The sequence below is a fragment of the Streptococcus sp. 27098_8_82 genome (assembly GCF_041431615.1).
Lineage (GTDB): Bacteria > Bacillota > Bacilli > Lactobacillales > Streptococcaceae > Streptococcus > Streptococcus sanguinis_K.
On record NZ_JAPVYB010000001.1, the window covers coordinates 116,112 to 141,269 of the forward strand.

25 protein-coding genes are annotated in these 25,158 nt (G+C 42.9%); 21 read left to right on the plus strand and 4 right to left on the minus strand.

Annotation, left to right across the window (positions count from 1 at the left end; translation table 11 throughout):
- Positions 1-121: 121 nt before the first annotated feature.
- The 11 genes from metG (at position 122) to lacG (ending at position 12,190) form a co-directional block, all read left to right on the plus strand.
- Positions 122-2,119 carry a methionine--tRNA ligase gene (metG, locus tag O3627_RS00580; RefSeq protein ID WP_343092037.1) on the plus strand — a complete coding sequence of 666 codons (1,998 nt, stop codon included), beginning with the start codon at positions 122-124 and terminating at the stop codon, positions 2,117-2,119.
- A 400-nt stretch (positions 2,120-2,519) separates the two neighbouring features.
- On the plus strand, positions 2,520-3,281 hold the full coding sequence (locus O3627_RS00585; RefSeq protein ID WP_185756148.1) for a hypothetical protein: 762 nt from the start codon (positions 2,520-2,522) through the stop codon (positions 3,279-3,281).
- Positions 3,282-3,735: 454 nt separating this feature from the next.
- A complete protein-coding gene (locus tag O3627_RS00590) occupies positions 3,736-4,491 on the plus strand; it encodes a DeoR/GlpR family DNA-binding transcription regulator (RefSeq protein ID WP_125331178.1) in 756 nt (251 codons plus the stop codon).
- Positions 4,492-4,699: 208 nt separating this feature from the next.
- The gene (gene lacA / locus O3627_RS00595) at positions 4,700-5,125 is read left to right on the plus strand and encodes a galactose-6-phosphate isomerase subunit LacA (RefSeq protein ID WP_009659075.1); all 426 of its coding nucleotides are present in this window, start codon (positions 4,700-4,702) and stop codon (positions 5,123-5,125) included.
- Positions 5,126-5,141: 16 nt separating this feature from the next.
- Positions 5,142-5,657, plus strand: a complete 516-nt coding sequence (gene lacB / locus O3627_RS00600; RefSeq protein ID WP_125382841.1) for a galactose-6-phosphate isomerase subunit LacB — start codon at positions 5,142-5,144, stop codon at positions 5,655-5,657.
- 12 nt (positions 5,658-5,669) lie between these two features.
- Entirely contained in the window at positions 5,670-6,599 is a 930-nt protein-coding gene (locus tag O3627_RS00605) for a tagatose-6-phosphate kinase (protein WP_371621225.1), read from the plus strand.
- 3 nt (positions 6,600-6,602) lie between these two features.
- On the plus strand, positions 6,603-7,583 hold the full coding sequence (gene lacD / locus O3627_RS00610; RefSeq protein ID WP_002905075.1) for a tagatose-bisphosphate aldolase: 981 nt from the start codon (positions 6,603-6,605) through the stop codon (positions 7,581-7,583).
- Positions 7,584-7,779: 196 nt separating this feature from the next.
- The gene (locus O3627_RS00615) at positions 7,780-8,613 is read left to right on the plus strand and encodes a PRD domain-containing protein (RefSeq protein WP_060976697.1); all 834 of its coding nucleotides are present in this window, start codon (positions 7,780-7,782) and stop codon (positions 8,611-8,613) included.
- Between the two features lie 48 nt (positions 8,614-8,661).
- Complete coding sequence (locus O3627_RS00620; protein ID WP_002894735.1) at positions 8,662-8,979, plus strand: PTS lactose/cellobiose transporter subunit IIA; 318 nt, start codon at positions 8,662-8,664, stop codon at positions 8,977-8,979.
- The gene (locus O3627_RS00625; protein ID WP_002905954.1) at positions 8,979-10,685 is read left to right on the plus strand and encodes a lactose-specific PTS transporter subunit EIIC; all 1,707 of its coding nucleotides are present in this window, start codon (positions 8,979-8,981) and stop codon (positions 10,683-10,685) included. Before O3627_RS00620 ends, O3627_RS00625 begins: the two co-directional genes overlap by 1 nt.
- A gap of 98 nt (positions 10,686-10,783) precedes the next feature.
- The gene (lacG, locus tag O3627_RS00630; protein WP_002899825.1) at positions 10,784-12,190 is read left to right on the plus strand and encodes a 6-phospho-beta-galactosidase; all 1,407 of its coding nucleotides are present in this window, start codon (positions 10,784-10,786) and stop codon (positions 12,188-12,190) included.
- A 53-nt stretch (positions 12,191-12,243) separates the two neighbouring features.
- On the opposite strand, the gene O3627_RS00635 is transcribed toward lacG, so the two are convergent.
- Together O3627_RS00635 and O3627_RS00640 are read right to left on the minus strand one after the other, a co-directional pair.
- A complete protein-coding gene (locus O3627_RS00635; RefSeq protein WP_002894739.1) occupies positions 12,244-12,453 on the minus strand; it encodes a helix-turn-helix transcriptional regulator in 210 nt (69 codons plus the stop codon).
- 12 nt (positions 12,454-12,465) lie between these two features.
- Positions 12,466-12,993 (minus strand): DUF2975 domain-containing protein, encoded by a 528-nt coding sequence (locus O3627_RS00640; RefSeq protein WP_061592013.1) that lies wholly within the window; start codon positions 12,991-12,993, stop codon positions 12,466-12,468.
- 195 nt (positions 12,994-13,188) lie between these two features.
- Between O3627_RS00640 and O3627_RS00645 the strand changes: the two genes are divergently transcribed.
- Positions 13,189-13,908, plus strand: a complete 720-nt coding sequence (locus O3627_RS00645; protein WP_125382838.1) for a suppressor of fused domain protein — start codon at positions 13,189-13,191, stop codon at positions 13,906-13,908.
- A 75-nt stretch (positions 13,909-13,983) separates the two neighbouring features.
- Positions 13,984-14,544, plus strand: coding sequence for a hypothetical protein (locus O3627_RS00650; RefSeq protein ID WP_002905957.1), 561 nt, complete (start codon positions 13,984-13,986; stop codon positions 14,542-14,544).
- A 151-nt stretch (positions 14,545-14,695) separates the two neighbouring features.
- Here the strand turns inward: O3627_RS00650 and O3627_RS00655 are convergent, their stop codons facing one another.
- Together O3627_RS00655 and O3627_RS00660 are read right to left on the minus strand one after the other, a co-directional pair.
- Positions 14,696-15,892: a ferric reductase-like transmembrane domain-containing protein gene (locus tag O3627_RS00655; protein WP_371621226.1), complete on the minus strand. Its 1,197-nt coding sequence runs from the start codon at positions 15,890-15,892 to the stop codon at positions 14,696-14,698.
- 157 nt (positions 15,893-16,049) lie between these two features.
- Positions 16,050-17,372: a DUF2974 domain-containing protein gene (locus O3627_RS00660; protein WP_371621227.1), complete on the minus strand. Its 1,323-nt coding sequence runs from the start codon at positions 17,370-17,372 to the stop codon at positions 16,050-16,052.
- A 41-nt stretch (positions 17,373-17,413) separates the two neighbouring features.
- Between O3627_RS00660 and O3627_RS00665 the strand changes: the two genes are divergently transcribed.
- From O3627_RS00665 to O3627_RS00700, 8 genes are all read left to right on the plus strand, one after another.
- The gene (locus tag O3627_RS00665) at positions 17,414-18,100 is read left to right on the plus strand and encodes a response regulator transcription factor (protein WP_125434824.1); all 687 of its coding nucleotides are present in this window, start codon (positions 17,414-17,416) and stop codon (positions 18,098-18,100) included.
- The gene (locus O3627_RS00670) at positions 18,084-19,064 is read left to right on the plus strand and encodes an ATP-binding protein (RefSeq protein WP_371621228.1); all 981 of its coding nucleotides are present in this window, start codon (positions 18,084-18,086) and stop codon (positions 19,062-19,064) included. The genes O3627_RS00665 and O3627_RS00670 overlap by 17 nt, the downstream gene beginning before the upstream one ends.
- A gap of 11 nt (positions 19,065-19,075) precedes the next feature.
- Positions 19,076-19,456, plus strand: a complete 381-nt coding sequence (locus O3627_RS00675) for a class Ib ribonucleoside-diphosphate reductase assembly flavoprotein NrdI (protein WP_371621229.1) — start codon at positions 19,076-19,078, stop codon at positions 19,454-19,456.
- Positions 19,457-19,604: 148 nt separating this feature from the next.
- Positions 19,605-20,360, plus strand: coding sequence for a TraX family protein (locus O3627_RS00680; RefSeq protein WP_004193002.1), 756 nt, complete (start codon positions 19,605-19,607; stop codon positions 20,358-20,360).
- Between the two features lie 169 nt (positions 20,361-20,529).
- Positions 20,530-21,309: an ABC transporter ATP-binding protein gene (locus O3627_RS00685; RefSeq protein WP_002899832.1), complete on the plus strand. Its 780-nt coding sequence runs from the start codon at positions 20,530-20,532 to the stop codon at positions 21,307-21,309.
- Positions 21,290-23,290, plus strand: coding sequence for an ABC transporter permease (locus O3627_RS00690; protein ID WP_371621230.1), 2,001 nt, complete (start codon positions 21,290-21,292; stop codon positions 23,288-23,290). Before O3627_RS00685 ends, O3627_RS00690 begins: the two co-directional genes overlap by 20 nt.
- A gap of 150 nt (positions 23,291-23,440) precedes the next feature.
- Positions 23,441-24,307 carry an ABC transporter ATP-binding protein gene (locus O3627_RS00695; RefSeq protein WP_314578693.1) on the plus strand — a complete coding sequence of 289 codons (867 nt, stop codon included), beginning with the start codon at positions 23,441-23,443 and terminating at the stop codon, positions 24,305-24,307.
- Position 24,308: 1 nt separating this feature from the next.
- Entirely contained in the window at positions 24,309-25,154 is an 846-nt protein-coding gene (locus O3627_RS00700) for an ABC transporter permease (protein WP_371621231.1), read from the plus strand.
- Positions 25,155-25,158: the final 4 nt, after the last annotated feature.

Sequence of the window (25,158 nt, forward strand, 5' to 3'; positions counted from 1 at the left end):
ATATTTTCTAGGTTTTTTAATTGATTTTATTGTAAATGAATGTCTTTTCGCAAACTTAACAAAATATGATATAATGAAGTGCTACTAAAAAAGGTTTCATTAGCCTTGAAAGGATTAAAAAATGACTGAAAAACAATCGTTTTATATTACAACCCCTATCTACTATCCGAGCGGTAAACTCCACATCGGGTCTGCCTATACGACCATTGCTTGTGATGTTCTGGCTCGCTACAAGCGTCTCATGGGCTACGATGTTTTCTATCTGACTGGCCTTGACGAGCATGGACAGAAGATTCAGCAAAAAGCTGAAGAAGCTGGTATCAGTCCTCAAGCTTATGTCAATGGGATGGCAGTTGGGGTCAAGGAACTCTGGAAACTGCTGGATATTTCTTATGATAAGTTTATCCGGACGACCGATGACTACCATGAAAAGGTTGTAGCCGATGTCTTTGAACGACTCTTAGCCCAAGATGATATCTACTTGGGTGAATATTCAGGCTGGTATTCTGTATCAGATGAGGAATTCTTCACAGAAAGCCAGCTGGCAGAAGTCTTCCGTGATGAAAATGGGAAAGTAACTGGCGGAATTGCGCCATCTGGACATGAAGTGGAGTGGGTATCAGAAGAGTCTTACTTCCTGCGCCTCAGCAAGTACCAAGACCGCTTGGTAGAATTTTTCAAATCTCATCCAGACTTTATCACACCAGACGGACGTCTTAATGAAATGCTGAAAAACTTCATTGAGCCAGGTCTGGAAGACCTAGCTGTATCTCGGACGACCTTTACTTGGGGCGTGCCAGTGCCATCTAATCCTAAACACGTAATTTATGTCTGGATTGATGCACTACTCAACTATGCGACAGCACTTGGCTACGGTCAGGATAATCATGCTAACTACGATAAATTCTGGAATGGAACAGTCTTCCACATGGTGGGCAAGGATATTCTGCGTTTCCACTCTATCTACTGGCCAATCCTGCTCATGATGCTGGATATTAAGCTGCCCGACCGCTTGATTGCTCACGGTTGGTTTGTCATGAAAGATGGCAAGATGTCCAAGTCTAAGGGCAATGTGGTCTATCCTGAAATACTGGTAGAACGCTATGGCTTGGATGCCCTGCGTTATTACCTCATGCGCAGCCTTCCTGTTGGTTCAGACGGAACCTTTACTCCTGAGGACTATGTAGGTCGTATCAACTACGAGCTAGCTAATGATCTAGGGAACTTGCTCAACCGTACTGTTTCCATGATTAACAAGTACTTTGACGGTCAAGTGCCAGCCTACGAAGAAAATGTAACGGACTTTGACGGACCTCTGGCTCAGGTAGCAGCTCAATCTATCGATGACTACTACAAATACATGGATGCGGTAGACTACCCACGCGCCCTAGAAGCAGTCTGGACGCTTATCTCTCGTACCAATAAATACATTGATGAAACTGCTCCTTGGGTCTTGGCTAAGGATGAGGCCCTCCGCAATCAACTTGCAAGTGTTATGAGCCACTTGGCTGCCAGTCTTCGTGTTGTGGCCCACATGATTGAGCCTTTCATGATGGAAACGAGCAAGGCTGTCCTCAGTCAACTTGGCTTGCCTCAAGCTGCTTCTCTGGAAAATCTAGCAATTGACCAACTTCCAGCAGGTCTGACAGTTGTAGAGAAAGGGACACCAATCTTCCCACGTCTGGATATGGAAGAAGAAATTACTTATATCAAGGGACAAATGGAAGGCAACAAACCTGCGGTTGAAAAAGAATGGAATCCAGAAGAAGTCGAGCTCAAACTTAACCGCAAGGAAATCAAGTTTGACGACTTCGATAAGGTGGAAATCCGTGTCGCAGAAGTCAAAGAGGTGTTTAAAGTTGAAGGCTCGGATAAACTTCTTCAGTTCCGCCTGGATGCTGGTGATGGTGAAGACCGTCAAATCCTCTCAGGAATTGCGAAATACTATCCAAACGAGCAAGAACTGGTCGGTAAAAAAGTCCAAATAGTAGCCAATCTCAAACCTCGCAAAATGATGGGCCGCATCAGCCAAGGGATGATTCTATCAGCTGAGCATGGCGACCAACTGACTCTCCTTACTGTGGATGAAAAAGTCCCAAATGGAAGTTTGATTGGCTAGCAATCTTTGATCTAATGAGAATCCCCCAGCAGAAGGCTGCTGGGGGATTTTTGAATTTGGAAATTAAAAAGGTATGGTTTGTGATTCAGAAAAAATTTGTTAGTCAAAAACATTTAAATAACTGTCAGTACATTGACAAAGTTGACAAGTTGTAGGATAATTGGCTTGTAGATTTACTTTTATCTATTAAATTATTTTAGGAGAATTATTTATGGCTTTTTGGGATGATGTTGTTAAAGGAGCTGGTGACTTAGCCAATGGGACTGTTAAAGCAGTAGGCAATGGTTTTAATGCTACTACTAAAGCTGTCGGAGATGTTGCAGGGAGCGCTGGTAAAGAGATTGATAAGGTGGTTAATGGAGCTAAGGGTAAATTTGATGCGAAGCCAGAAGAAGTGGCCATGCAAGTCTTAGAGCAAGTATCCAAGCTTCCAGTAGTTAAAGTTGATAGAAATCAATTTTTAATGGATAAATTTGGAAAAGGTTTAAGTCAAGAAGAAGTAGGGAAATTATTAGCTGATGGTCCTGTAAATATTGTTTCCAAGGATAAATTGGACAAAGCTGCAAAGGCTTGTATTATGGATAATGTCCTATTATCAAGTGGAGCTTCTGTTCTTGCTGGTTTACCAGGAGGAATTGCTATGGCTGTGACCATACCAGCAGATGTTGCTCAATATTATGCCATGGCTTTAAAATTAGCTCAAGAACTAGGTTATATCTACGGCTTCCAATATCTGTGGTCTGAAAAGGATAAATTAACAGAAGAAGCCCAAAATACATTGCTATTGTATCTGGGTGTTATGTTAGGTGTCTCTGGAACAGGTGCGTTACTGAGAGCAGGAGGCATGGCGATTGGAAAACAGGCACTCAAATCAATTCCACAAAAAGCTTTAACGAAAACCTTGTATTATCCAATTTTGAAAAAAGTATTAAAGGTTTTCGGTATCAGTCTTACAAAGGGAACATTTGCTAAAGGAGTTTCCAAGGTTCTTCCAGTTGTTTCAGGGGTTATTTCAGGAGGTATCACTTTTGCTACTATGAAACCAATGGGGGAAAACTTGCAAAAAGAACTTTCAAAAATGATTGATTACAATGAAGAACAATATGAAAAAGATGTTAAATCAATCCGTAAAGAAGCTGAAATAATTGAAGATGAGGAATAATTCAATTGTCAAAATTTATTATGAAAGTCTTTGCTCTACAAGTATGGGCTAAAGGTATGAACAAAATATCTAAAGATTTGAATAAACCTAAGGAAATGTCTGTTGGAAAGGCTCTGTTCTATTCATTTACCTTCCCAAAAATGATTGGATTGTTTAATTGGATACTAAAGACGAATGATAAGGATAATTAAAATTTAATCAAGTCTTCTCTCTTGCTTTCAATTTTAATTGGCTGCTTAGGCAATATAAACGTTCTTTCCAAAATCGGCCTTAGTAAACTGCATAGTCATTATTCAGAATAGAAATAAGCCTCAGGATGATCATCTTGAGGTTTTTCTAATATCTTATACCATATCGCAAACCCCTCAATTTTGTTTAAAACAAACAAATAATATGGAAAAAAACAGAAAAATGAGTTATAATAAACAAAACTAGAGTGTAGAGAGGGAATAGTATGGGTAAAAATCAGAGACAGGACGAAATAGTTAAACTGGTTGATCGAGCTGGGACAGTGACGGTTGCTGAGATTGTAGAGAGTATGAAGGTCTCAGATATGACGGTTCGGCGGGACTTGATTGAGCTGGAAAGTAAAGGGTTGCTGACTCGTGTTCACGGTGGGGCTAAAAGTAATCAGCACCTCAAGTACAGGGAAATACCTCATGAAGAGAAGCTTTATCAGAATATCGAGGCCAAGCGGACTGTTGCCAAGAAGGCTGTGGAGCTGATTGAAGATGGAGATACTATTTTTCTTGGACCGGGGACTTCTGTGGAAGTGCTGGCTGAGGAAATCAGCAATCATCATCTGCGCGTGATTACCAACTGCCTTCCGATCTTTCATGATCTTCTGAAGAAGAAGTCGGATACCTTCAAAGTCTTTCTCCTTGGTGGGGAGATGCGGGAAGCGACTCAAGCCTTTGTCGGCGAGATGACCAATGCCATCATGGATAAGATGTACTTTACTAAGATGTTTTTCAGTGGCAATGGTATCAAAAACGGGCAGATTATGACCTCTTCTTTTGAAGAAGCCTATACTCAGAAGCTAGCTTTGGAGCGCTCGACAGAGACTTACCTATTGATTGATTCTTCTAAGATTGGCAAGGAAGACTTCACTTCTATCTGTCCTTTGGCTGATATTACAGCTGTTATCACAGACCAGATGTCTGAAAATGCTCAAGAAGAACTGGAGGTTTATACCAAGATTATTTCTTAGTTTATTTTAAATGGATGAAAAAATTATCAGAAAGCTCTTTTTAGGGCTTTTTTTGTTTATTTTAATCATCTTTAAAAATATTTTGATTAAAATAAACAAAAATCTGTTGACAAATAACTTTTAAAGGAGTATAGTATGCTTATAGGAAACAGAAAGTGTTTTTTATAAACAATATTCTGTGCAAAAAATCAAACAAAGGAGAATGCTCATGGCAATTATTATTGGAGCAGATGCTGCTGGAAGCAAGCTGAAAGATGTGGTCAAGGATTTTCTCGTCGGAGAAAACTTTGAAGTGGTGGATGTGACGAAAGAAGGTCAAGATTTTGTTGATGTGACCCTTGCAGTTGCGGCTGAGGTGAATAAACAAGAGGAAAATCTTGGTATTGTCATTGACGCTTATGGTGCTGGTCCATTTATGGTAGCGACCAAAATCAAAGGTATGGTAGCGGCGGAAGTCTCAGATGAACGCTCTGCCTACATGACTCGCGGCCATAACAACTCTCGCATGATTACAATGGGAGCTGAAATCGTTGGTGAAGGTCTGGCTAAGAACATTGCCAAAGGCTTTGTCAATGGGAAATACGACGGTGGCCGCCACCAAATCCGGGTCGACATGCTCAACAAGATGTGCTAAGAAAAGGAGAAATCAAATGAAAATTGCAATTGGATGTGACCATATCGTTACCAATGAAAAAATGGCAGTCTCAGATTTTCTAAAATCAAAAGGCTATGAAGTTCTTGATTTTGGTACTTATGACCATACTCGTACTCACTACCCAATCTTTGGTAAAAAAGTAGGGGAAGCAGTCGTTAGTGGTCAAGCGGATTTTGGTGTTTGTATTTGCGGTACAGGAGTCGGTATCAACAACGCTGTAAATAAAGTTCCTGGTGTTCGTTCAGCTTTGGTACGTGACATGACTTCAGCTCTCTATGCTAAAGAAGAGCTCAACGCCAACGTTATCGGTTTTGGCGGAAAAATCACTGGTGAGCTCCTTATGTGTGACATCATTGAAGCTTTCATCCATGCGGAGTACAAGCCAACTGAAGAAAATAAAAAATTGATCGCAAAAATTGAGCACGTTGAGACTCACAATGCTCATCAAACAGATGCCAACTTCTTTACAGAATTTCTTGAAAAATGGGATCGTGGAGAGTACCACGACTAGTGAGGTAGCCAGATGATTCTTACAGTGACCATGAATCCTTCTATCGATATTTCCTATCCTTTAGAAGAATTGAAAATAGATACTGTTAATCGTGTTGCAGAAGTCAGTAAGACAGCGGGTGGAAAGGGTCTTAACGTAACCAGGGTCTTGGCGGAAATTGGAGACAATGTCGCTGCGACGGGCCTGATTGGTGGAACTAATGGGGAGTTCTTATTACAAAACCTCCATCCTAATGTTAGACAATGCTTTTATAACATTTCGGGAAATACGAGAAACTGTATTGCTATCTTACACGAAGGTAAGCAAACAGAAATCCTAGAAGCCGGTCCGACTATTACAGCAGATGAGGCAAGGAATTTCCAAGAGCACTTCCGGTCTTTGATGGCTGAGGCAGATGTTGTCAGTATCTCGGGCAGTCTGCCAGCGGGCCTTCCAACTGAATACTATATCCAGCTGATTGAAATGGCTAATCAAGCTGGCAATAAGGTGGTGCTGGATTGCTCTGGAGCAGCTCTGGAAGCTGTGCTAAAATCAGACATGAAACCAACTGCCATCAAGCCTAATAATGAGGAACTTTCTCAGTTACTGGGTCGCGAAGTTTCCAAAGATTTGGATGAGTTAAAAGCTGTCCTTTCAGAACCGCTCTTTGATGGAATCGAGTGGATCATCGTATCACTTGGTGCAGATGGCGCTTTTGCCAAACACTGGGATATTTTCTATAAAGTAGATATTCCTAAAATCCAAGTGGTCAATCCAGTTGGCTCTGGCGACTCAACTGTTGCAGGGGTTTCTTCGGCCTTGAGTCATCAAGCAGATGATTTCTCTCTGCTCAAAAAAGCAAATGTTCTCGGCATGCTCAATGCCCAAGAAAAAATGACTGGTCATGTCAATGTTTACAATTATGATAATTTATATAATCAAATTACAGTAAAAGAGGTATAAAGAATGGTATTAACAGAACAAAAACGCAAGTACATGGAAAAACTTTCTGATGAGAATGGCATCATTTCTGCCTTGGCATTTGACCAACGCGGTGCTTTGAAACGCCTCATGGCTCAACACCAGGAAGCAGAACCAACAGTAGCTCAAATGGAAGAACTGAAAGTTTTGGTTGCAGAAGAACTGACTCCTTACGCTTCGTCTATGCTGCTGGATCCTGAGTATGGCCTGCCTGCTACTAAAGCTCTGGACAAAAATGCTGGCCTGTTATTGGCCTATGAAAAGACAGGCTACGATACTTCTAGCACCAAGCGCTTGCCTGACTGTCTGGATGTTTGGTCTGCAAAACGCATCAAAGAACAAGGTGCAGATGCAGTGAAATTCCTTCTTTACTACGATGTAGATAGCTCTGAAGAACTTAACCAGCAAAAGCAGGCTTATATCGAGCGTGTAGGTTCAGAGTGTGTGGCAGAAGATATTCCTTTCTTCCTTGAAATCTTGGCTTACGATGAAAAGATTGCGGATGCTTCCAGCGCTGAGTACGCTAAAGTGAAACCTCACAAGGTTATCGGAGCTATGAAGGTCTTCTCAGATCCACGTTTCAACATTGATGTCTTGAAAGTGGAAGTTCCAGTCAACGTTAAATACGTTGAAGGCTTTGGCGATGGTGAAGTGGTGCATACTAAAGAACAAGCTGCAGCCTTCTTCAAGGAACAGGATGAGGCAACGAACCTGCCATACATCTACTTGAGTGCGGGTGTATCAGCGAAACTCTTCCAAGAAACACTTGTGTTCGCTCATGAGTCAGGTGCTAACTTCAACGGCGTTCTTTGTGGACGTGCGACTTGGGCTGGCAGTGTCAAAGACTATATTGAGCAAGGCGAGGAAGCAGCTCGCAAGTGGCTTCGTACAACAGGATTTGAAAATATTGATGAGCTCAACAAGGTTCTTCAAAAAACAGCTACCTCTTGGAAAGAAAGAGTCTAAAATTTGTTAAAAAATAAATAAAGTAAGGGTTTACATTCTGCGACTGATATGCTATAATGAAATCAGAAATTGAATAGGGTGAGCGTTACTAAGTTGGATTAGGCGTGACCGCAAATAAATTGAGGGAAGAACTAGCCTCGGTTTGTTTGTGGTCTTTTTGTTTTGCCAGAACCCTAGAAAATGAAGAGGAGGAGATATGTATCGAATCATACATCCTATGAACAACAATGTTGCTCTAGCCAAACATGAAAACGGTGAAGAGGTTGTTCTGATTGGCAGTGGCATAGCTTTTAATAAAAAGAAGGGTGACATCGTTCTGGAAAGTAAGATTGAGAAAATCTTTCGCCTAAGAACGGAAGAGTCTAAAGAAAACTTTGTGGCCTTGCTCAAAGATGTTCCACTAGACTTTATCACAGTAACCTATGATGTGATTGACACCCTTTCTAAGAAGTATGATTACCCTGTCCAGGAGTATATCTATGTCACGCTGACGGATCACATCTACTGTTCTTATCAGGCTCTGCAGCAGGGGCGGTACAAGGAGAGTGACCTGCCAGATGCTTCGGACAAATACCCTGTCCCTTATCAGATTGCTCAGGAAGCGGTAGCGATATACCGCGAGCGGTTGTTGGATCATTTCCCTAGCGACGAGGTCAATCGCATTGCCTATCACTTTATCAATGCTGAAGGGGAGACTAATCCCGAGGGGCAAAGTCACTTGGGCAAGCGAAAAGATATTCTGGCTGCAGTTGAAGCAGAGCTGAAGAAAAATGGCATTAAAAGAAGTGCAGAAAACAGCAACTTTTATGACCGTTTTATGATTCACCTGAACTACTTTTTAGACTATCTGGACAGAAGCCGTGATGACAATGTTTCCCTGCTGGAAATGGAAAGTCAGATCCAGATGACCTATCCTCAAGCCTATCAGGTCGGAAGTGATATTTACCACATCATTGCCCAGAAGACGGGAATTGATCTCTACCGCAGCGAACGGGTCTACCTGGTGCTGCATATTCAACGCCTTTTATAATAGAAAATAATAATAAAATTTTACACAAGAATACAAGGAGGAACTCTCATGAATAGAGAAGAAGTAACATTGCTCGGTTTTGAAATTGTGGCCTACGCTGGTGACGCTCGCTCCAAGCTCCTGGAAGCATTGAAAGCCGCAGAGGCTGGGGATTTTGCTAAGGCAGATGCCTTGGTAGAAGAAGCCAATGGTTGCATCGCTGAAGCTCACCATGCTCAGACCAGTCTCTTGACAAAAGAAGCGGCTGGTGAGGACTTGGCTTACAGTGTGACCATGATGCACGGCCAAGACCACTTAATGACTACTATCTTGCTAAAAGACATGATGCACCATTTGATTGAACTATACAAAAGAGGAGTAAAATAATGAACAAACTCATCGGACTTATTGAGAAAGGGAAGCCTTTCTTTGAGAAGATTTCTCGGAATATCTATCTCCGTGCTATTCGGGATGGTTTTATCGCTGGTATGCCAGTCATCCTCTTCTCATCTATTTTTATCTTGATTGCCTATGTGCCAAATGCTTGGGGTTTCCATTGGTCTAAGGACATTGAAACTTTCCTTATGACTCCTTATAGCTATTCGATGGGGATTCTGGCATTCTTTGTGGGTGGGACCACTGCCAAGGCGCTGACAGACTCTGTCAACCGCGACCTGCCTGCGACAAACCAGATTAACTTCTTGTCTACTATGCTGGCTTCTATGGTCGGCTTCCTCCTCATGGCGGCTGAACCTGCCAAGGAAGGTGGCTTCCTGACTGCCTTCATGGGAACCAAAGGTCTTTTGACAGCTTTCATTGCAGCCTTTGTTACGGTTAATGTCTACAAGGTTTGTGTAAAAAATAATGTCACCATTCGCATGCCAGAAGAAGTTCCACCAAATATTTCGCAAGTATTTAAAGACTTGATTCCATTCACTGTTTCAGTCGTTCTACTCTACGGTTTGGAACTGCTTGTTAAAGCAAGTCTAGGAGTAACCGTTGCTGAATCCATCGGAACACTTCTTGCTCCACTCTTCTCAGCGGCAGATGGCTATCTGGGAATCACGCTTATCTTTGGTGCTTATGCTTTCTTCTGGTTCGTGGGAATTCACGGTCCGTCTATCGTTGAGCCTGCCATTGCTGCCATTACTTATGCCAATATCGATGCCAACTTGGCTCTAGTTCAAGCTGGTCAGCATGCGGATAAGGTCATCACTTCTGGTACTCAAATGTTCATCGTTACCATGGGTGGTACTGGTGCGACCTTGATTGTTCCATTCCTCTTCATGTGGATCTGTAAGTCCGAGCGTAACCGTGCAATTGGACGGGCATCTGTTGTTCCAACTTTCTTCGGTGTCAATGAGCCAATTCTCTTTGGTGCTCCAATCGTACTGAATCCGATTTTCTTTATTCCATTTATCTTTGCTCCTATCGCAAACGTATGGATTTTCAAATTCTTTGTTGATACTTTGAACATGAACTCCTTCTCAGCCAACCTTCCTTGGGTGACACCTGGACCTCTGGGAATTGTGCTGGGTACCAACTTCCAGCTTCTGTCCTTTGTTCTTGCAGCCCTTCTTGTCGTAGTGGATGTGGTTATTTACTATCCATTTGTCAAGGTTTATGACGAACAAATCCTAGAAGAAGAACGTTCTGGCAAAGCTAACGATGCTCTTAAAGAAAAAGTAGCAGCTAACTTTAACACTGCTAAAGCGGATGCTATCCTTGAAAAAGCAGGAGTGGATGAAGAAGCTCCAGCGCAAAACAATATTAGCGAAGAAACCAATGTTCTGGTGCTCTGTGCAGGCGGTGGGACTAGCGGATTGCTGGCTAACGCTTTGAATAAAGCAGCAGCTGAATACAATGTTCCTGTTAAAGCAGCAGCGGGTGGCTACGGTGCTCACCGTGAAATGCTGCCTGAGTTTGACCTAGTTATCCTGGCTCCTCAAGTTGCCTCCAACTTTGAAGATATGAAGGCCGAAACTGATAAATTGGGTATCAAGCTGGCTAAGACTGAAGGTGCCCAATACATCAAACTAACCCGTGATGGTAAAGGAGCACTGGCCTTCGTTCAGGAGCAATTCAACAACTAATTTGTTAGTTCATTTGAGGTGAAGCAAAGTTCAATTCCCCTGTTATTCACCTATTTACTTACTTGTTTCACCTCAAAGGCTATTGAAAGGAAAATAAGATGACAAAAAGCTTACCTAAAGATTTTATTTTCGGTGGTGCAACAGCAGCCTATCAAGCTGAGGGAGCAACCCACACAGATGGAAAAGGACCTGTTGCCTGGGATAAGTACCTAGAGGATAACTACTGGTACACGGCAGAACCTGCCAGTGACTTTTACCATAAATACCCAGTGGATCTGAAATTGGCTGAGGAGTATGGCGTCAATGGGATTCGGATCTCCATTGCTTGGTCACGGATTTTCCCGACAGGCTATGGCGAGGTCAATCCAAAAGGTGTGGAATTTTACCATAATCTTTTCGCAGAATGCCACAAACGCCATGTAGAACCTTTTGTGACCCTTCACCACTTTGATACACCAGAGGCCCTTCATTCAAATGGAGATTTCCTCAATCGAGAAAATATTGAGCACTTTGTGGACTATGCGGCTTTCTGTTTTGAAGAATTTCCAGAAGTTCGCTATTGGACAACTTTCAATGAAATTGGTCCCATTGGTGATGGTCAGTACTTAGTCGGAAAATTCCCGCCGGGTATCCAGTATGACTTGGCCAAGGTTTTCCAATCCCATCACAATATGATGGTCTCTCATGCCCGTGCCGTTAAGCTATATAAGGATAAGGGCTACAAGGGTGAAATCGGTGTCGTTCATGCCCTGCCGACAAAATACCCTTACGACCCAGAAAATCCAGCAGATGTCAGAGCAGCAGAGTTGGAAGATATTATTCATAACAAGTTTATCCTAGATGCGACTTATCTGGGGCACTATTCAGATGTAACTCTGGCAGGAGTGAATCATATCCTTAAGGTCAATGGTGGTCAGCTGGATCTACGAGATGAAGACTTTGCGGCTTTAGAAGCAGCTAAAGACCTCAATGACTTCCTTGGCATCAACTACTATATGAGTGACTGGATGCGCGACTTTGACGGTGAAACAGAAATTATCCATAACGGAAAAGGCGAAAAGGGAAGCTCCAAATACCAGATTAAGGGTGTAGGGCGCAGAGAATCTCCAACCCATATACCAAAAACTGATTGGGATTGGATTATCTATCCTCAAGGTCTTTATGATCAGATCATGCGGATTAAGAAAGATTATCCCAACTACAAGAAGATCTATATCACAGAAAATGGTCTGGGTTATAAAGATGAATTTGTAGACAATACGGTTTACGACGATGCTCGTATTGACTACGTCAAGCAGCATCTGGAAGTTTTATCTGATGCGATTGCGGACGGTGCTAATGTCAAGGGCTACTTTATCTGGTCTCTGATGGATGTCTTTTCTTGGTCTAACGGTTATGAAAAACGCTACGGCTTATTCTACGTAGACTTTGAAACCCAGGAACGCTATCCGAAGAAATCCGCTCACTGGTATAAGAAACTAGCTGAAACACAAATGATTGAATAGAAAAGCAAAACTCCCGTCCTAGCTGAATGAAATCGGCTAGGCTAGGAGTTTTTTTATTCTTCATCATCTGTAAATTCTAGGATGTCTCCGGGCTGGCAATCAAGGGCTTGACAGATAGCATTGAGGGTGCTAAAGCGGATAGCCTTGGCCTTGCCCGTTTTGAGAATGGAAAGGTTGGCGTTGGTAATACCGATGATATCGGCCAGTTCACCTAGTTTCATCTTTTTCTTGGCCAGCTGGACATCAAGATTAACGATAATCATGATAGCAGCCTCCTAGATGGTAAATTCATTTTCTTCAGCTATATCAATCCCCTTTTCCAGAATTTTCATCATCAGCCAAATAATCAGAGCACCCAAGAGAGGTGTAAAGCTTATACTGGCGTTAAAAGAGAAGGGGAGGACGATGGGATCGCCTGATGTAGCAACCTTAACGGAAAGAAAGGTCAGTGCCAGAAAGACTTTCCATGCCTTATCAGCTAGTTGCGTGTTTGATGAATCAAAAATCTTTCCACCAATCAAATTTTTGATGAAATTACGAGCAAGATAGATGAGATAAATAGTCAAAGAAGCTGTGAGAAGATTTATAACAAAGGCTAAAATACTCCACCAATTTGAAAAATCAGCTGAGGACAGAAATTGAACATTGAGCTTTATTCCCAACCTGTCGGAAAGACCGATGTAAGAAATCACACTTAGGATAGTAAGAAAGACCAGAATAGCAGCATAACCCACTATGATAAGATTCAGAAGAGTAACGATATCTTTGAGCAAAGAATTATTTTTTAATTCAATCTTTTTCATGATGCTTACCTCTATCGAAAATCAGCCGGCAGTAGATTTTCTTTTCCTTTTATTTTTATTATAATCCTTTTTTATTGTATTTCAAGAAAAATATATCGAAAAACGATAAAAATAAAAATAAATTTCCTTCTATCATAAAAGTAATTCCTTATTTTTTATGCTATACTGTTTTCAAATTAATTCAAGGAGGAAAAAATGGGAATTTTTGATTTCTTTAAAAAACAGTCGGAAAATCAGGAAGTTGAGGAAGTTGTCTATGAAGAGTACGAAGAAGTAGTAGAGCATGTCGATCCGGTAGAAGATTATGTGGAAGCTCCGGGATGGGAAGCCATCTCAACAGAATTTGCTCGGATATATAATAATCAAGAGCCGGTAGACCATATTGAGGCCATTGTAAAATGGCGTTTTGGCGGGCCGGATCCGCTGGATGGTGTAGATGTCTATGATGCAGGTGACTCTTGGCATTTGGTTAGTTATGGCTTATCTGAGCTGTATGAAAAGCTCAGTGAAGATCCAAACTATAGTGGCTATGGTTTTGAATTTACCATGCGACTGAAAAAAGGAAACTACCAAGCTAATGATGAGTTTATCAATATCGTCACGATTTTTCAGGAGTTGGCGCGCCGGACCTTTGAGACCGGAGAGGTTTATCAGCCTTTTGAGTACATTTATACTGGACAGCTTCTTGGCTTTGACCGTGAACAGGAGTCTGCTTTAACAGGTTTTATCACGGTTCCGGATGTAGAAGCCCAGCCTTTGGAGACAGTCCATGGCTGGGTAGATTTTATTGAGTTGGTTGGTGTGACAGATGCAGAATTACAGCAAATCCTCAATGAAGAAGAGACTGCCCAAGACCTCTACGCTCGCTTGGGCAGCGACCTAACAGACTATGGTCGGCAGTCGCTTGTTGGATGACGAGTTTTCATCAACTTTTGACAGCTCATTAGTTTTATTCTATAATGAAATTACTTATTATTTAAGGAGATAAAAATGAAAAAGATTTTTTCAGCCAGCGTGGCTCTTTTAGCAGCAGTTACCTTAGCAGCATGTTCAAATAATCATTCATCCGTTACTTCTAAATCTTCAGAAAGCAAGGCTGCTTCTAGCTCAGTTAAAAAGTCTTCAAAATCAAGCAGTAAAGAAAGTAACTCAAGCAGCTCAAGCACTTCGTCAAGTGCCAATTTAGAAACACCTGACTTTGTTTTGGTTACAGACGAAGAAATCGCTAATGCAACAACAATTGGCGATTTGAAAACCGTGTACAATAAGCTTGCGGATAATTACATCAAATATAGTGGAGAAATTAAAGAAAAACTCTCCGAGTCTGAAAGAGCAGATTTTGACAAAGAAGCGGAAGAAGGTTTGAAAGCTTTTGAGGAATCAAAACAGACTCTTAGTGATCAATTATCTCAGTATGGTTCAGATGATTTAGAAGTTCCAGCAGAAGTACGGGATCCGTTCCTGCAGAACTTAAAAGAGAAACGTGATAAACTGGTAAGTGTTTTGAAAATGTCTTATATTTTTGTTTCAAACATGCCTAAAAAACAGTAACATCAGCTATTGAAATTGTTCCTGATTCCTTGGAGAAGATTTTTCCGAATTAGGTAGACTTCCGAAGCTGTATCATGGTTCATTTCAATTTATTACTAGACAATAAAACATCAGGGGCAACCTTATCGTTGCTCCTGATGTTTTATACTCTTTATTTAAATTTAAAGCCTTCATAGACCAGCTCTGCTTTAGGATTGGTCTTTTTAAATTCGTTGGCTAGCTTCTCCATCATCTTGACAGGTCCGCACATGAAGACGGTGGTTTGGTTGTCCAGAGGATAATTCTTGAAGTCCAAATAGCCGGAGACCTTGCTATCTACCAAATGAAGGTCAAACTGCGGATTCTTGGCTGCGTAGTCTTTGAGTAGGTCTAGGTAAACAGCGTTTTCTGCTCCGGTATAAGCATAGTAGAAGCTGACTGGACGATTCAGATTAGGATTTTCTCGGATATAGGAGATGAAGGGCGTAATGCCAATCCCACCAGCAATCCAAATCTGCTTTTCCTGCCCTTGGTCAAGTATCATGTGGCCATAAGCTCGGTCAATGGTGACCTTGGTTCCCTCTTGGATCTTGTCATAAAGTTTTTTAGTATGGTCACCAGAGTTCTTGATAGTAAAGTAAACAATGTTGTCATGACCGCCAGAGATAGAGAAAGGATGTGGCGCTTTTTCAAATCCCTCTTGGAAAATCTTGACAAAGGCAAACTGCCCATACTGGTAGTCTAGCTTTTGACTAAGCTGGATCTTCAACTCCACGGTATCGTGGTTCAGGCGTTTGACCTGAATGATTTTTCCCAGATGGCTAAAGGCCAAACTTTGATAGAGGAAGATGATATAAAAGCCAGAAGCTAAACCGATGATAGCGTAGAATCCGACTACGAAGCCTAGCAAGGTCGGTGTCAGGAGTCGACCGCCCATCAGCATATAGGCGTGGAAGAGACCAAAGATATAGGCCAGATAGACAAAGCGGTGAATCCAGCGCCAAGCCTCATACTTGATGTGCTTGCCAAGATAGGCCACCAGAACAATACTGACAAAGAGATAGATGCCGACATTTCCAAGCTGGGCTGCTAGATGAGAGCCCCAGAGACTGCCACCCATGGCAACATTGTGGAGAGCAAGCAGGACGACGGAAAAGATAGCTGTAAACTTATGATAGGCGTACATCTTTTCGATGCCATGGAACCATTTTTCCAATAGGGAGTTCCGAGTCGCAAGTAAAAAAGTTAGCGAGAGGGTAGTCAAGGCTAGACCAGGTACGATAAAGTTGGTCATCCCAGCTGAAGCCCAAGCATAGATAGTCAGGATTATGCTGACGGCGATAAGGGCGATTCCTTTGATAGATTTCATGATGGTATCCTTTCTGTTTTTATCACTACTTAGTTGTAAATGTTTTTGTTACATTTTAACAAAGAAAAAACAAGCTGTCAAGATAAGAGCCTGTTTTGTTTTTGGTATGGATAGGTCAATTCTTCCGTTAGCCAAGCTATAGAAGAGATTTGTGATTTTACTCGTGAACTTCTGTAGCAGTCTCTTCCACTTTATCAGTCTCAGACTGGCCGAAAGGTAGCTGCTTGCTCCAGCGTGATAGGTTTTCTCGGATATCTTTGCCAATTTCAGAAAGATTAGGTATGCTAATGTCATCTTTCCAGCTTTGGACACGCATATTCAGTAGAAGCTTGGACAAGCGCAGCAGCATGTCACGTTCTTGGTCTGATAGAGATTGAGCATTTTTCAGGATATCGAGAACTTTGTTAAAGTTTTCAACATTGGACAGTTCGTCGACAGACTGGATACCAGCATCTAAAATCAGTCCGAAAAAGAAGTCGAAAAAGTCTTTAAGTTCTTCATCTGAAACGGTACTTACCCAATTTTTAAACGTTTTGTCAATCTGCAGGCTCTCTGCATCTAGTGTATCCAGCAATAGGAAAGAGTCTCCCTTGGTTTTCCACGAAAAGGTATCGTGCTGGGCAAAGCCGCCGATGGCACTGCTTTTGACAATCCTTGCTTCCTTAGGTGTTTCCAACATCATGCCGACGATGGAGTTCTGAGGCAGGTAGCGTTTCATCTTTTCAACCACGGCCTGATAGCCATCGCTTTCGATGACAGAGTGATTGAGACCGGGAGAGTCATAGCTGTAGATGTCTTCAATACGGTCTTGGAGCGATGCTTCCATCTGACTGGCTGCATAAGAAGCCAGGTTTCCCCCTTTGGAATGGCCAGTTAGGATAAAGTTACCGGGCAGATTTTCTAAGGCTTTCAGCAGGTAGCGAGCAGCCATTTTCTGAGCAGGGATCTGATCCATATAGGTCATGTGGAAGTCTTCCTTCCAGCCGACGATAGAGTCGTCCGTTCCGCGAAAGACCAGGACATAGGTATCAGGCTTGATTTTGAAAATCAAGGCAGCGAATTGCTTCTGGATATCTTGGTCAACATCGTTGACATAGCCCATCAGTTTTAGATTTTTAAAGCGGGTAGAGGCTGCGGCCAAATCCAGCAGTTTCAGTCGGTTTTTGCTGACCATCATGGAGAGGTCGCGCGGTACTTGATCGGCCAAATCCAGCAGCCGGCAGTCGCAGTAGGGGGACATGTCTTCATGCACTAGTTGGTCAAAAGGCAAGTAGGTTAGCTCTGTCAGAATTAGCAGATCCAGTTCATTGAAAGGTTTATCATAAATACTGTCATGCTGGACTTCTTCAAGGTAAGTAAAAATATTGCTCATGTTATATCTCCAATTTCTACTAGTTAGTATAGCATATTTTTTAGATAGAATTTCTCTTTTCCAGAAAAATCCTACCTTAGACTGAGGATGATAAACAAGCAATCGCATTTTTTGGTATAATGTTACTAGCAAGCAATCGGGAGGGAAAGATGCATAAGATTTTACTAGTAGAAGATGATCCAGTCATCCGTCAGATGATTAAGAAAATGCTGGAACAATGGGGCTTTCAGGTAGTGGCAGTCGAGGACTTTATGGATGTGCTGACTGTCTTTGTCCGAGAGGAGCCGCATCTGGTGCTGATGGATATCGGCCTGCCCTTGTTCAACGGCTATCATTGGTGTCAGGAAATCCGCAAGATTTCAACGGTACCTATCATGTTTCTGTCTTCTCGCGATCAGTCCATGGACATTGTCATGGCTATCAATATGGGGGCAGACGACTATATTACCAAGCCTTTTGACAATAATGTCTTTCTGGCTAAGGTTCAGGGCTTGCTGCGCCGTTCCTATGAGTTTGGAAACGACCAGAGTCTCTTGGAGCATCAGGGTGTCATTCTCAATCTCAAGTCGACAGATCTGGTCTTTGATGGCAAAGTGGTGACCTTGACCAAGAACGAATTTCAGATTTTGCGGGTCCTCTTTGAGCACGCAGATGGTATCGTAGCGCGTGATGATCTGATGAAGGAACTCTGGAACAGTGACTTTTTCATCGACGACAATACCCTATCGGTCAATGTGGCTCGCCTGCGTAAGAAGCTTGAAGAGCACGGACTGAAGAATTTCATCGAAACCAAAAAAGGAATAGGATACGGTCTCATCAATGGACATACAGGATAAATTTTTCTTTCTTAAGTCTTACCTTTATTCGCGGAGATTTTTTCTAGCTCTGTTGATTTTGCTGCTAGGCTTTATTCTGCTCTTTGCCTTTGTCTTTGATGCTTACCGCAGTCTGCTGGAATACGTTGCGCTCTTGCTGGCTTTTCTGTCTTTCTTGTTTATCGGAGCAGATGCTTGGACGTCCTTTAAGGGCTATCGCAGCCAGAAGCTGCAGCTCTCTGCTCAGGCTCAGACTCCTCTAGAAAAGCTTTTGCAGGAAAGGGTGGAGGAGCTGGAGTACGAGCAGAAAAATCAGCTCTTGGTTGAGCAGGAAAAATACAATGATTTGCTGGACTACTATACTCTTTGGGTTCATCAAGTCAAGACTCCTATTGCTGCCAGTTCACTCTTGATTGGAGATTTGAAGGATAAGGAAGCCAAGTCTCAGCTAGAGCAGGAGCTCTTTAAGATTGAGTCCTACGTTCATCTGGTGCTCCAGTACCTCCGTCTGGAAAGCTTCCATGACGATCTAGTGCTGAAGCAGGAAAATCTGGCTGATTTGGTCAGGGAAGTAGTCAAGAAATACGCTCTTTTCTTTATTCAGCAAGGACTCAGCCTCAATCTTCATGACCTAAACCACACGATTGTCACTGATAAAAAGTGGTTTCTAGTGATTTTGGAGCAGGTCCTGTCCAATAGTCTTAAATACACAAAAGAAGGCAGCATAGAGATTTATTTTCATGAGGATAGACTCTACATCAAAGACACGGGTCTGGGGATTCAAAATGCTGATTTGCTGCGGGTTTTTGAGCGCGGTTTCTCAGGTTACAACGGTCGTTTGACCCAGCAGTCATCAGGTTTAGGTCTTTATCTGTCCAAGAAAATTGCTGACCAGCTGGGACACAAGATTGCGATAGACTCTCAAGTGGGTCAGGGAACGACGGTTTCCATCGCCTTTCCTGAGAAGAAATTGATCTTTGAATAGGAGGAAGAAAGTTGCTAGTAGTGGTTTATGATAGTCTGACTGGTTTGGGTAAGAAGTTTGCTAAAAGTCTGGAAATGCCTAGCCAGTCAGTCTGGAAAAAGCTAGAGGAGCCCTGTATTTTAGTCAGCAGAAATAGCGGAGCAGGGCAGATTCCGTGGACGACCAAGCGCTTCATCAGAAAGTACAGACATCTAATCAAAGGCTTTGTCATCAATGGCAATCAGAAGCGTTATCCGCGGACCTTTTGCGGGGCGACGGATAAGATAGTGGAGCAGTACGGTCTCCGCCATATTTGTAACATAGAGGGCTCTGGAACGGAAGCAGACCGACAAGCTGTCAAAGGATTTTTAGAACAGTTGCAGGCAGAAGAGAGTTCTCATAAAAGTCACTAGGTTTTGTCCTATTTTTACGAATGCTCCTGCAAGATTTCTTAAAGTGACAAAATTGTAAGAATAAAACTAGCAAATGAAAGGTTAGGTTATGGTACCAGCCTTTCTTTTTTATTATCATAGAGTCAAGAAATAAGAAGGAGATAGAAAAATGAAATCAAAAGGTATAAATGCTTTTCAGTTGAAGCTCTTCATGGCATTTCTTATGGTTTTTGACCATATCAGCCAGATACCGGGGCTGGTGCCGGATGGTTGGGATGGCATCTTGCATGCCCTAACCCGCTGTGTCGGAGTAGCATTTGCCTTCATGGCAGTGGAAGGTTTTCTCCACACTCGCAATCGTCTGGCTTACAATATGCGGCTCTTCTTTTGGGCAGCCCTGATGCAGACAGGAAACTGTATCCTGACGCTTCTCTTTCAGGAAAAGGGCATCTACCTCAGTCACAATATCTTCCTGACCTTGGCCTGCGGGGTCCTCATGCTGAGTCTTTTCTTTGGTTTTTCTGAAAATGGCGGAGCTGCTAAGGATAGGAAGCATGGTTTGCGGATAGCGGCAGGAGTATTAGTCTTGCTGGCGGGGCTTCTCTTTAGCGAAGGCGGCATGGCTCTGCTTCCTTTCATGATCTTGACCTACCTTTTTAGAAATCAAGTCTTTTTCAGAAACTTGTCCTATGTAGTTTGGGCGGGAGTTCTCTTTGCCATGAGTATTCAAATTTATCCAACTCTGCAGGACACGCTATCGATGCTGCTCTATAATTCAGACTGGCTCTTTATCAGTGTTCTTCCCCTCTTGCACTTCTATAATGGTGAGCGAGGATCCAGCAGCAAGTGGAGCAAATATTTCTTCTATATTTTCTATCCAGCCCACCTTTGGCTAATTGCCTTGATTGCCTTTTGGGTAAAATAAAGTCCATCTCATCTTACAAAAGTGTAAGATTGCACTTTAAAATGTAAGCTTAGGTTATGGCAGGGTGGTTGGTATTGAGATAAAATAGACTTATCAATTAGGAGACAGTTCATAAATACTGCTAAAAGCAGGGCTTTAATAGGAGCCTGCTGAATAGAAAGGAAGCAAGATGACATTATTAGACGTACAACACGTGAAAAAGATTTATAAAACTCGATTTCAGGGCAGCCAAGTGGAGGCCTTGAAAGACATTCACTTTACAGTAGAAAAAGGTGAATATGTCGCCATCATGGGGGAGTCAGGCTCTGGTAAATCCACCCTGCTCAACATCTTAGCTATGTTGGACAAGCCAACAGAGGGCCGCGTCTTTCTAAACGGAACTGACACGGCAACCATCAAAAACAGCCAGGCTTCCAGCTTCCGCCGGGAGAAATTAGGCTTTGTCTTTCAGGACTTCAATCTGTTGGACACCCTGTCGGTCAAGGATAATATTCTCCTGCCTCTGGTCCTCTCTCGCCGTCCCATTACCGAGATGATGCAAAAGCTGGTCACGACTTGCAATGAGCTGGGGATTAATAAACTCCAAGAGAAGTTTCCTTATGAGATTTCCGGTGGTCAGAAGCAACGGGTTGCAGTGGCTCGGGCCATCATCACAGACCCTGAGATTCTGCTGGCGGACGAACCGACGGGAGCCTTGGATTCTAAATCTTCGGCAGCCCTGCTGGATGTCTTTGACGACATCAATGCCCGTGGTCAAACTATTCTCATGGTGACCCACTCAACGGCGGCGGCTAGCCGCGCCAAGCGGGTGCTCTTTATCAAGGATGGGATTCTTTATAATCAAATCTTCCGCGGTGACAAGACCGAGCGGCAGATGTTCCAAGAGATTTCTGACACTCTGACAGTTATGGCAAGTGAGGTGGGCAATTATGTTCAAACTAACGAGTAAACTGGCTTTGTCTAATCTGGTTAAAAATCGCAGTTTGTATTATCCATTTGCTTTGGCGACGGTACTGGCAACAGCGATTTTGTATAGTTTTGTCTCACTAGCTTATAGCCCCAATATGGAGACCTCTTATGGCGGTTCGGCAGCTCGCATGACCTTGCAGTTTGGTATCCATGTCATTCAGATTGCCGTCCTTATCCTCATTACCTATGCTAATAGTTTCGTCATGAAAAACCGCTCCCGAGAGTTGGGAGTCTATAGTCTGTTGGGCATGGAGAAAAAGCATCTGCTAGTCATGACCTTCTTTGAACTCTGTGTCTTTTATCTGGTTACAGTCGGTCTGGGTATCTTGTCTGGCCTAGCTTTAGATAAGATGCTCTACGCAGTTCTTTTGAAATTGATGGGAATGCCGGCAGTTCTTGCCTCGACCTTCCAATGGCGGAACGTCTGGATGACTCTAGCTAGTCTGGGTGTCGCTTTTGCGGTGATTTTGTTGCTCAACTCTACGCGTCTTCTACGCTATAGCTCTCTTAATCTAATGAAAGAAAAGAAAGCAGGCGAGAAGAAGGGACGCTTCCTTTTTCTGCAAACCTTGCTGGGGCTCCTGCTCATGGGTGTGGCTTATTATATGGCTTTGACCGTTACCAAACCTGTCGCTGCTATCGGCAATTTCTTTATAGCTGTGGTTATGGTTATCATCGCAACCTATCTGCTTTTTAATGCAGGTTCAATTACATTATTGAAATTTCTCAAAAAGCGCAAAGGCTACTACTATAAAACGCAGAATTTCATTTCTGTTTCCAATCTTATCTCGCGGATGCGTAAAAATGCAGCAGGATTGGCAACTATCTCCATTCTATCTACCATGCTCCTGGTAACTCTGGTCGGTACAATCAATATCTATGTTGGAGGTCGGGATTATATTACTACCTTGCATCCGAAGGATTATAATGTCAGCGTCGTCTTGCCAAAATCGACCGATCAGAAGGAAGCTCTGTTGGACAAGGTCCAGCAAGTTGCTCAGGACACAGGTCTGAAGAAGCCAAGCTATACTACCTATCTCTACCAATCAGCCTTCATCACGAAACTGGCTGGTAATGATGTGACAGTTCCAATGCAAAGAGAGCTGGAGTCGGATACAAGTATCTTGACCAAGTCTGCCGGCACGATTACGGTCATCAATCGTCAGGATTATGAAAAAATGACAGGGGAAAAGATAGACTTAGCAGACGATGAAACCTTAGTTTACGGGAAAAATATTTCCTTAAATAAGGACAAGCCTCTCCGAGTGAATGGTAAAGACTGGAAGATTAAGCAGCTTTTATCGTCGAATTTCACGCATGGGGAAATCCCTAATCCAAACGATGTGACCATGGAACAGGGGCTCTATATGGTGGTCAATGATAGCAAAGAGGTCAATCTTGATGTGGATCATTACTACTACATTGGAGTTGCTTCAGAGACTAAGGGCAGTAAAAAGTTTGTCGAGCAAGTCCAACTGGGGTTGAGGGACACTTTGGATCAGGAACAAGCTCAAGATGGTAGCTTCGCAATGGCTAGTGACCGTTACAGCGCAGAAAAGAGCTATCAAGAACTTACTGGAACTTTGCTCTTCATCGGTGTCTTCCTCTCCGTTATCTTCCTTCTAGGAGCTGTTCTCGTGATTTACTACAAGCAAATCTCTGAAGGATATGAAGACCGAGATGGCTTTATCATTTTGCAAAAGGTTGGTTTAGATGAAAAGCAGACTAGAAGTACCATTCGAAAGCAAATCTTGACTGTCTTCTTCCTACCTCTCATCTTTGCTTTTCTACATGTAGCAGCGGTCTTTCATATGTTGCGCTTGATAGTTGCCCTACTAGGTGTGACCAATCTTCCTCTCTTAATCCAAACAACACTTGCAACTTGCGGAGTCTTCCTCCTGACCTATATTCTGGTCTTTCTGCTGACTTCACGCAGCTACCGCAAGATTGTCGCCCGCTAAGAGCAAATCCCTGACCTCTGGTCGGGGATTTTTTGATGTCTGGATTTTTACCTCTCATCTCCCTCATTTTACCGCTTGTCCAAAAAGTTGAGATTTTTCAAAAAAGACTTGCTATCATAGTCTCAGAAGTAAAGAAAAGGAGAAAAGATCATGTTAGTAGAAACGAAAAATCTTAGCAAGGTTTATGGCGATAAGGTGGCAGTTAATGATCTGAATATTCAGATTGAGAGAGGCAGTTTTACAGCTATTCTAGGCCCTAATGGCGCAGGCAAGTCTACGACTATCCAGATGCTGATAGGTCTCTTGCGGCCGACATCAGGGCAGATTTGCTATGCTGAAAAGCTTAAGTTGGGTGTGGTTTTCCAAAACAGTGTGTTGGACGCCCGGCTGACAGTTTTGGAAAATCTGACCATCAGAGCCAAGCAGTACAAGGAGATGCCGTCAGGTAGAATTGAGCGCTTGGTCTCTCAGCTAGGTTTATCAGCCTTTGCCAAGCAGCCTTATGGAACGCTGTCTGGTGGTCAAAAGCGTCGGGTGGACATTGCGCGAGCCCTGCTCAATAGTCCCGACCTGCTCTTTCTGGATGAGCCGACGACAGGCTTGGATATCCAGACTCGGGAGAGTATCTGGAGCCTGCTCAAGCAAATTCAGAAAGAAGAGCAGATGACCATTGTCTTGACAACCCACTATCTCAATGAAGCTGATGATGCGGATAAGATTTATATCGTAGACCATGGTCAGGTTATTGCTCAGGGCTCCGCAGACCAGATTAAGGGAAACTACGCCCGTAATGTCTTGCGGATTTTGAGTCAAGATGTAGCAAGTTTAGAGAAAAGCTTGCCAAGAGGCTGCGCTTGGGAGCAAGTCAAGGAAGGGGAATTTTTCCTCCACCCTAAAACGACTCAAGAAGCTCTGACCTTATTGGCTCAGGCTGGTCCCTATATTGAACAATTTGAATTCCAACCCGGAACCATGGACGATGCCTTTATGGCACTGACAGGAAGAGAGGTACGCTAATATGCTCGCTTTGATAAAACGTAATTTTTTACTTTATTTCCGCAACCGCAGTGGGGTAATTTTGTCCCTCTTCGGAGCCATTATTCCCTTTGTGCTTTATATCGTTTTTTTGAAAAATAATTACAAAGGCCATTCCAGCCAGCTGATGGACATGTGGCTGATTGGCGGCGTGTTGGCAGTTACAGGATTAACGACCACATTGGCAGCTTTCTCTCGGCAGGTCGAAGATCGGGAGCGGAAAGTGACAGACGACCTCTTTATCACAGACTTGGGACCATGGGGCTTGCAGCTTAGTTATCTTGTCAGCTCTGTTATTATCGGCTTTTTGATGCAGGTCATTATGTTTGCCTTTATGCTCAGCTATTTTACGTTAGCGGATAACATTTCCTTTGAGTGGGGAGTCCTTCCTTACCTGATTCTTCTGATGCTCTTAAATAGCCTCTTGGCCACACTGATAAATGCTCTGATTGTTCAATGCTTCAAATCAGTGGATAGTTTAGGGAAATTGGCAACAGTAGTCGGAGCAACTTCTGGTTTTCTAGTGGGTACCTATATCCCCATTGGAACCTTGCCGAATATGGCGCAAAACCTGATGAAGCTTACGCCTTCTAACTATATGGCATCTCTTTTCAGACAGGTTCTCATGAAAGAAAGTCTAGCAGATACTTTTGCCAATAGCAGCCAGTCACAAGCAGCTTTTGAAAAAACAATGGGAATTCGCATTGAATGGCAGGAGCTCTTGACAAGGACAGAAACTTTCTATATAGTTGGAATAGTTTTAGTTGCAATAGTGATTATTTGGATGGTGCAAAATATGATTGCTATCCGCCGGCTGAAACTACAATAGAATG

What these genes read in the sequence shown, in the direction of transcription:
- metG (WP_343092037.1), top strand. Translation starts at nt 122, where the DNA reads ATGACTGAAAAACAATCGTTTTATATTACAACCCCTATCTACTATCCG.
- O3627_RS00585 (WP_185756148.1), top strand. Translation starts at nt 2,520, where the DNA reads ATGCAAGTCTTAGAGCAAGTATCCAAGCTTCCAGTAGTTAAAGTTGAT.
- O3627_RS00590 (WP_125331178.1), top strand. Translation starts at nt 3,736, where the DNA reads ATGGGTAAAAATCAGAGACAGGACGAAATAGTTAAACTGGTTGATCGA.
- lacA (WP_009659075.1), top strand. Translation starts at nt 4,700, where the DNA reads ATGGCAATTATTATTGGAGCAGATGCTGCTGGAAGCAAGCTGAAAGAT.
- lacB (WP_125382841.1), top strand. Translation starts at nt 5,142, where the DNA reads ATGAAAATTGCAATTGGATGTGACCATATCGTTACCAATGAAAAAATG.
- O3627_RS00605 (WP_371621225.1), top strand. Translation starts at nt 5,670, where the DNA reads ATGATTCTTACAGTGACCATGAATCCTTCTATCGATATTTCCTATCCT.
- lacD (WP_002905075.1), top strand. Translation starts at nt 6,603, where the DNA reads ATGGTATTAACAGAACAAAAACGCAAGTACATGGAAAAACTTTCTGAT.
- O3627_RS00615 (WP_060976697.1), top strand. Translation starts at nt 7,780, where the DNA reads ATGTATCGAATCATACATCCTATGAACAACAATGTTGCTCTAGCCAAA.
- O3627_RS00620 (WP_002894735.1), top strand. Translation starts at nt 8,662, where the DNA reads ATGAATAGAGAAGAAGTAACATTGCTCGGTTTTGAAATTGTGGCCTAC.
- O3627_RS00625 (WP_002905954.1), top strand. Translation starts at nt 8,979, where the DNA reads ATGAACAAACTCATCGGACTTATTGAGAAAGGGAAGCCTTTCTTTGAG.
- lacG (WP_002899825.1), top strand. Translation starts at nt 10,784, where the DNA reads ATGACAAAAAGCTTACCTAAAGATTTTATTTTCGGTGGTGCAACAGCA.
- O3627_RS00635 (WP_002894739.1), bottom strand. Translation starts at nt 12,453, where the DNA reads ATGATTATCGTTAATCTTGATGTCCAGCTGGCCAAGAAAAAGATGAAA.
- O3627_RS00640 (WP_061592013.1), bottom strand. Translation starts at nt 12,993, where the DNA reads ATGAAAAAGATTGAATTAAAAAATAATTCTTTGCTCAAAGATATCGTT.
- O3627_RS00645 (WP_125382838.1), top strand. Translation starts at nt 13,189, where the DNA reads ATGGGAATTTTTGATTTCTTTAAAAAACAGTCGGAAAATCAGGAAGTT.
- O3627_RS00650 (WP_002905957.1), top strand. Translation starts at nt 13,984, where the DNA reads ATGAAAAAGATTTTTTCAGCCAGCGTGGCTCTTTTAGCAGCAGTTACC.
- O3627_RS00655 (WP_371621226.1), bottom strand. Translation starts at nt 15,892, where the DNA reads ATGAAATCTATCAAAGGAATCGCCCTTATCGCCGTCAGCATAATCCTG.
- O3627_RS00660 (WP_371621227.1), bottom strand. Translation starts at nt 17,372, where the DNA reads ATGCGATTGCTTGTTTATCATCCTCAGTCTAAGGTAGGATTTTTCTGG.
- O3627_RS00665 (WP_125434824.1), top strand. Translation starts at nt 17,414, where the DNA reads ATGCATAAGATTTTACTAGTAGAAGATGATCCAGTCATCCGTCAGATG.
- O3627_RS00670 (WP_371621228.1), top strand. Translation starts at nt 18,084, where the DNA reads ATGGACATACAGGATAAATTTTTCTTTCTTAAGTCTTACCTTTATTCG.
- O3627_RS00680 (WP_004193002.1), top strand. Translation starts at nt 19,605, where the DNA reads ATGAAATCAAAAGGTATAAATGCTTTTCAGTTGAAGCTCTTCATGGCA.
- O3627_RS00685 (WP_002899832.1), top strand. Translation starts at nt 20,530, where the DNA reads ATGACATTATTAGACGTACAACACGTGAAAAAGATTTATAAAACTCGA.
- O3627_RS00690 (WP_371621230.1), top strand. Translation starts at nt 21,290, where the DNA reads ATGTTCAAACTAACGAGTAAACTGGCTTTGTCTAATCTGGTTAAAAAT.
- O3627_RS00695 (WP_314578693.1), top strand. Translation starts at nt 23,441, where the DNA reads ATGTTAGTAGAAACGAAAAATCTTAGCAAGGTTTATGGCGATAAGGTG.
- O3627_RS00700 (WP_371621231.1), top strand. Translation starts at nt 24,309, where the DNA reads ATGCTCGCTTTGATAAAACGTAATTTTTTACTTTATTTCCGCAACCGC.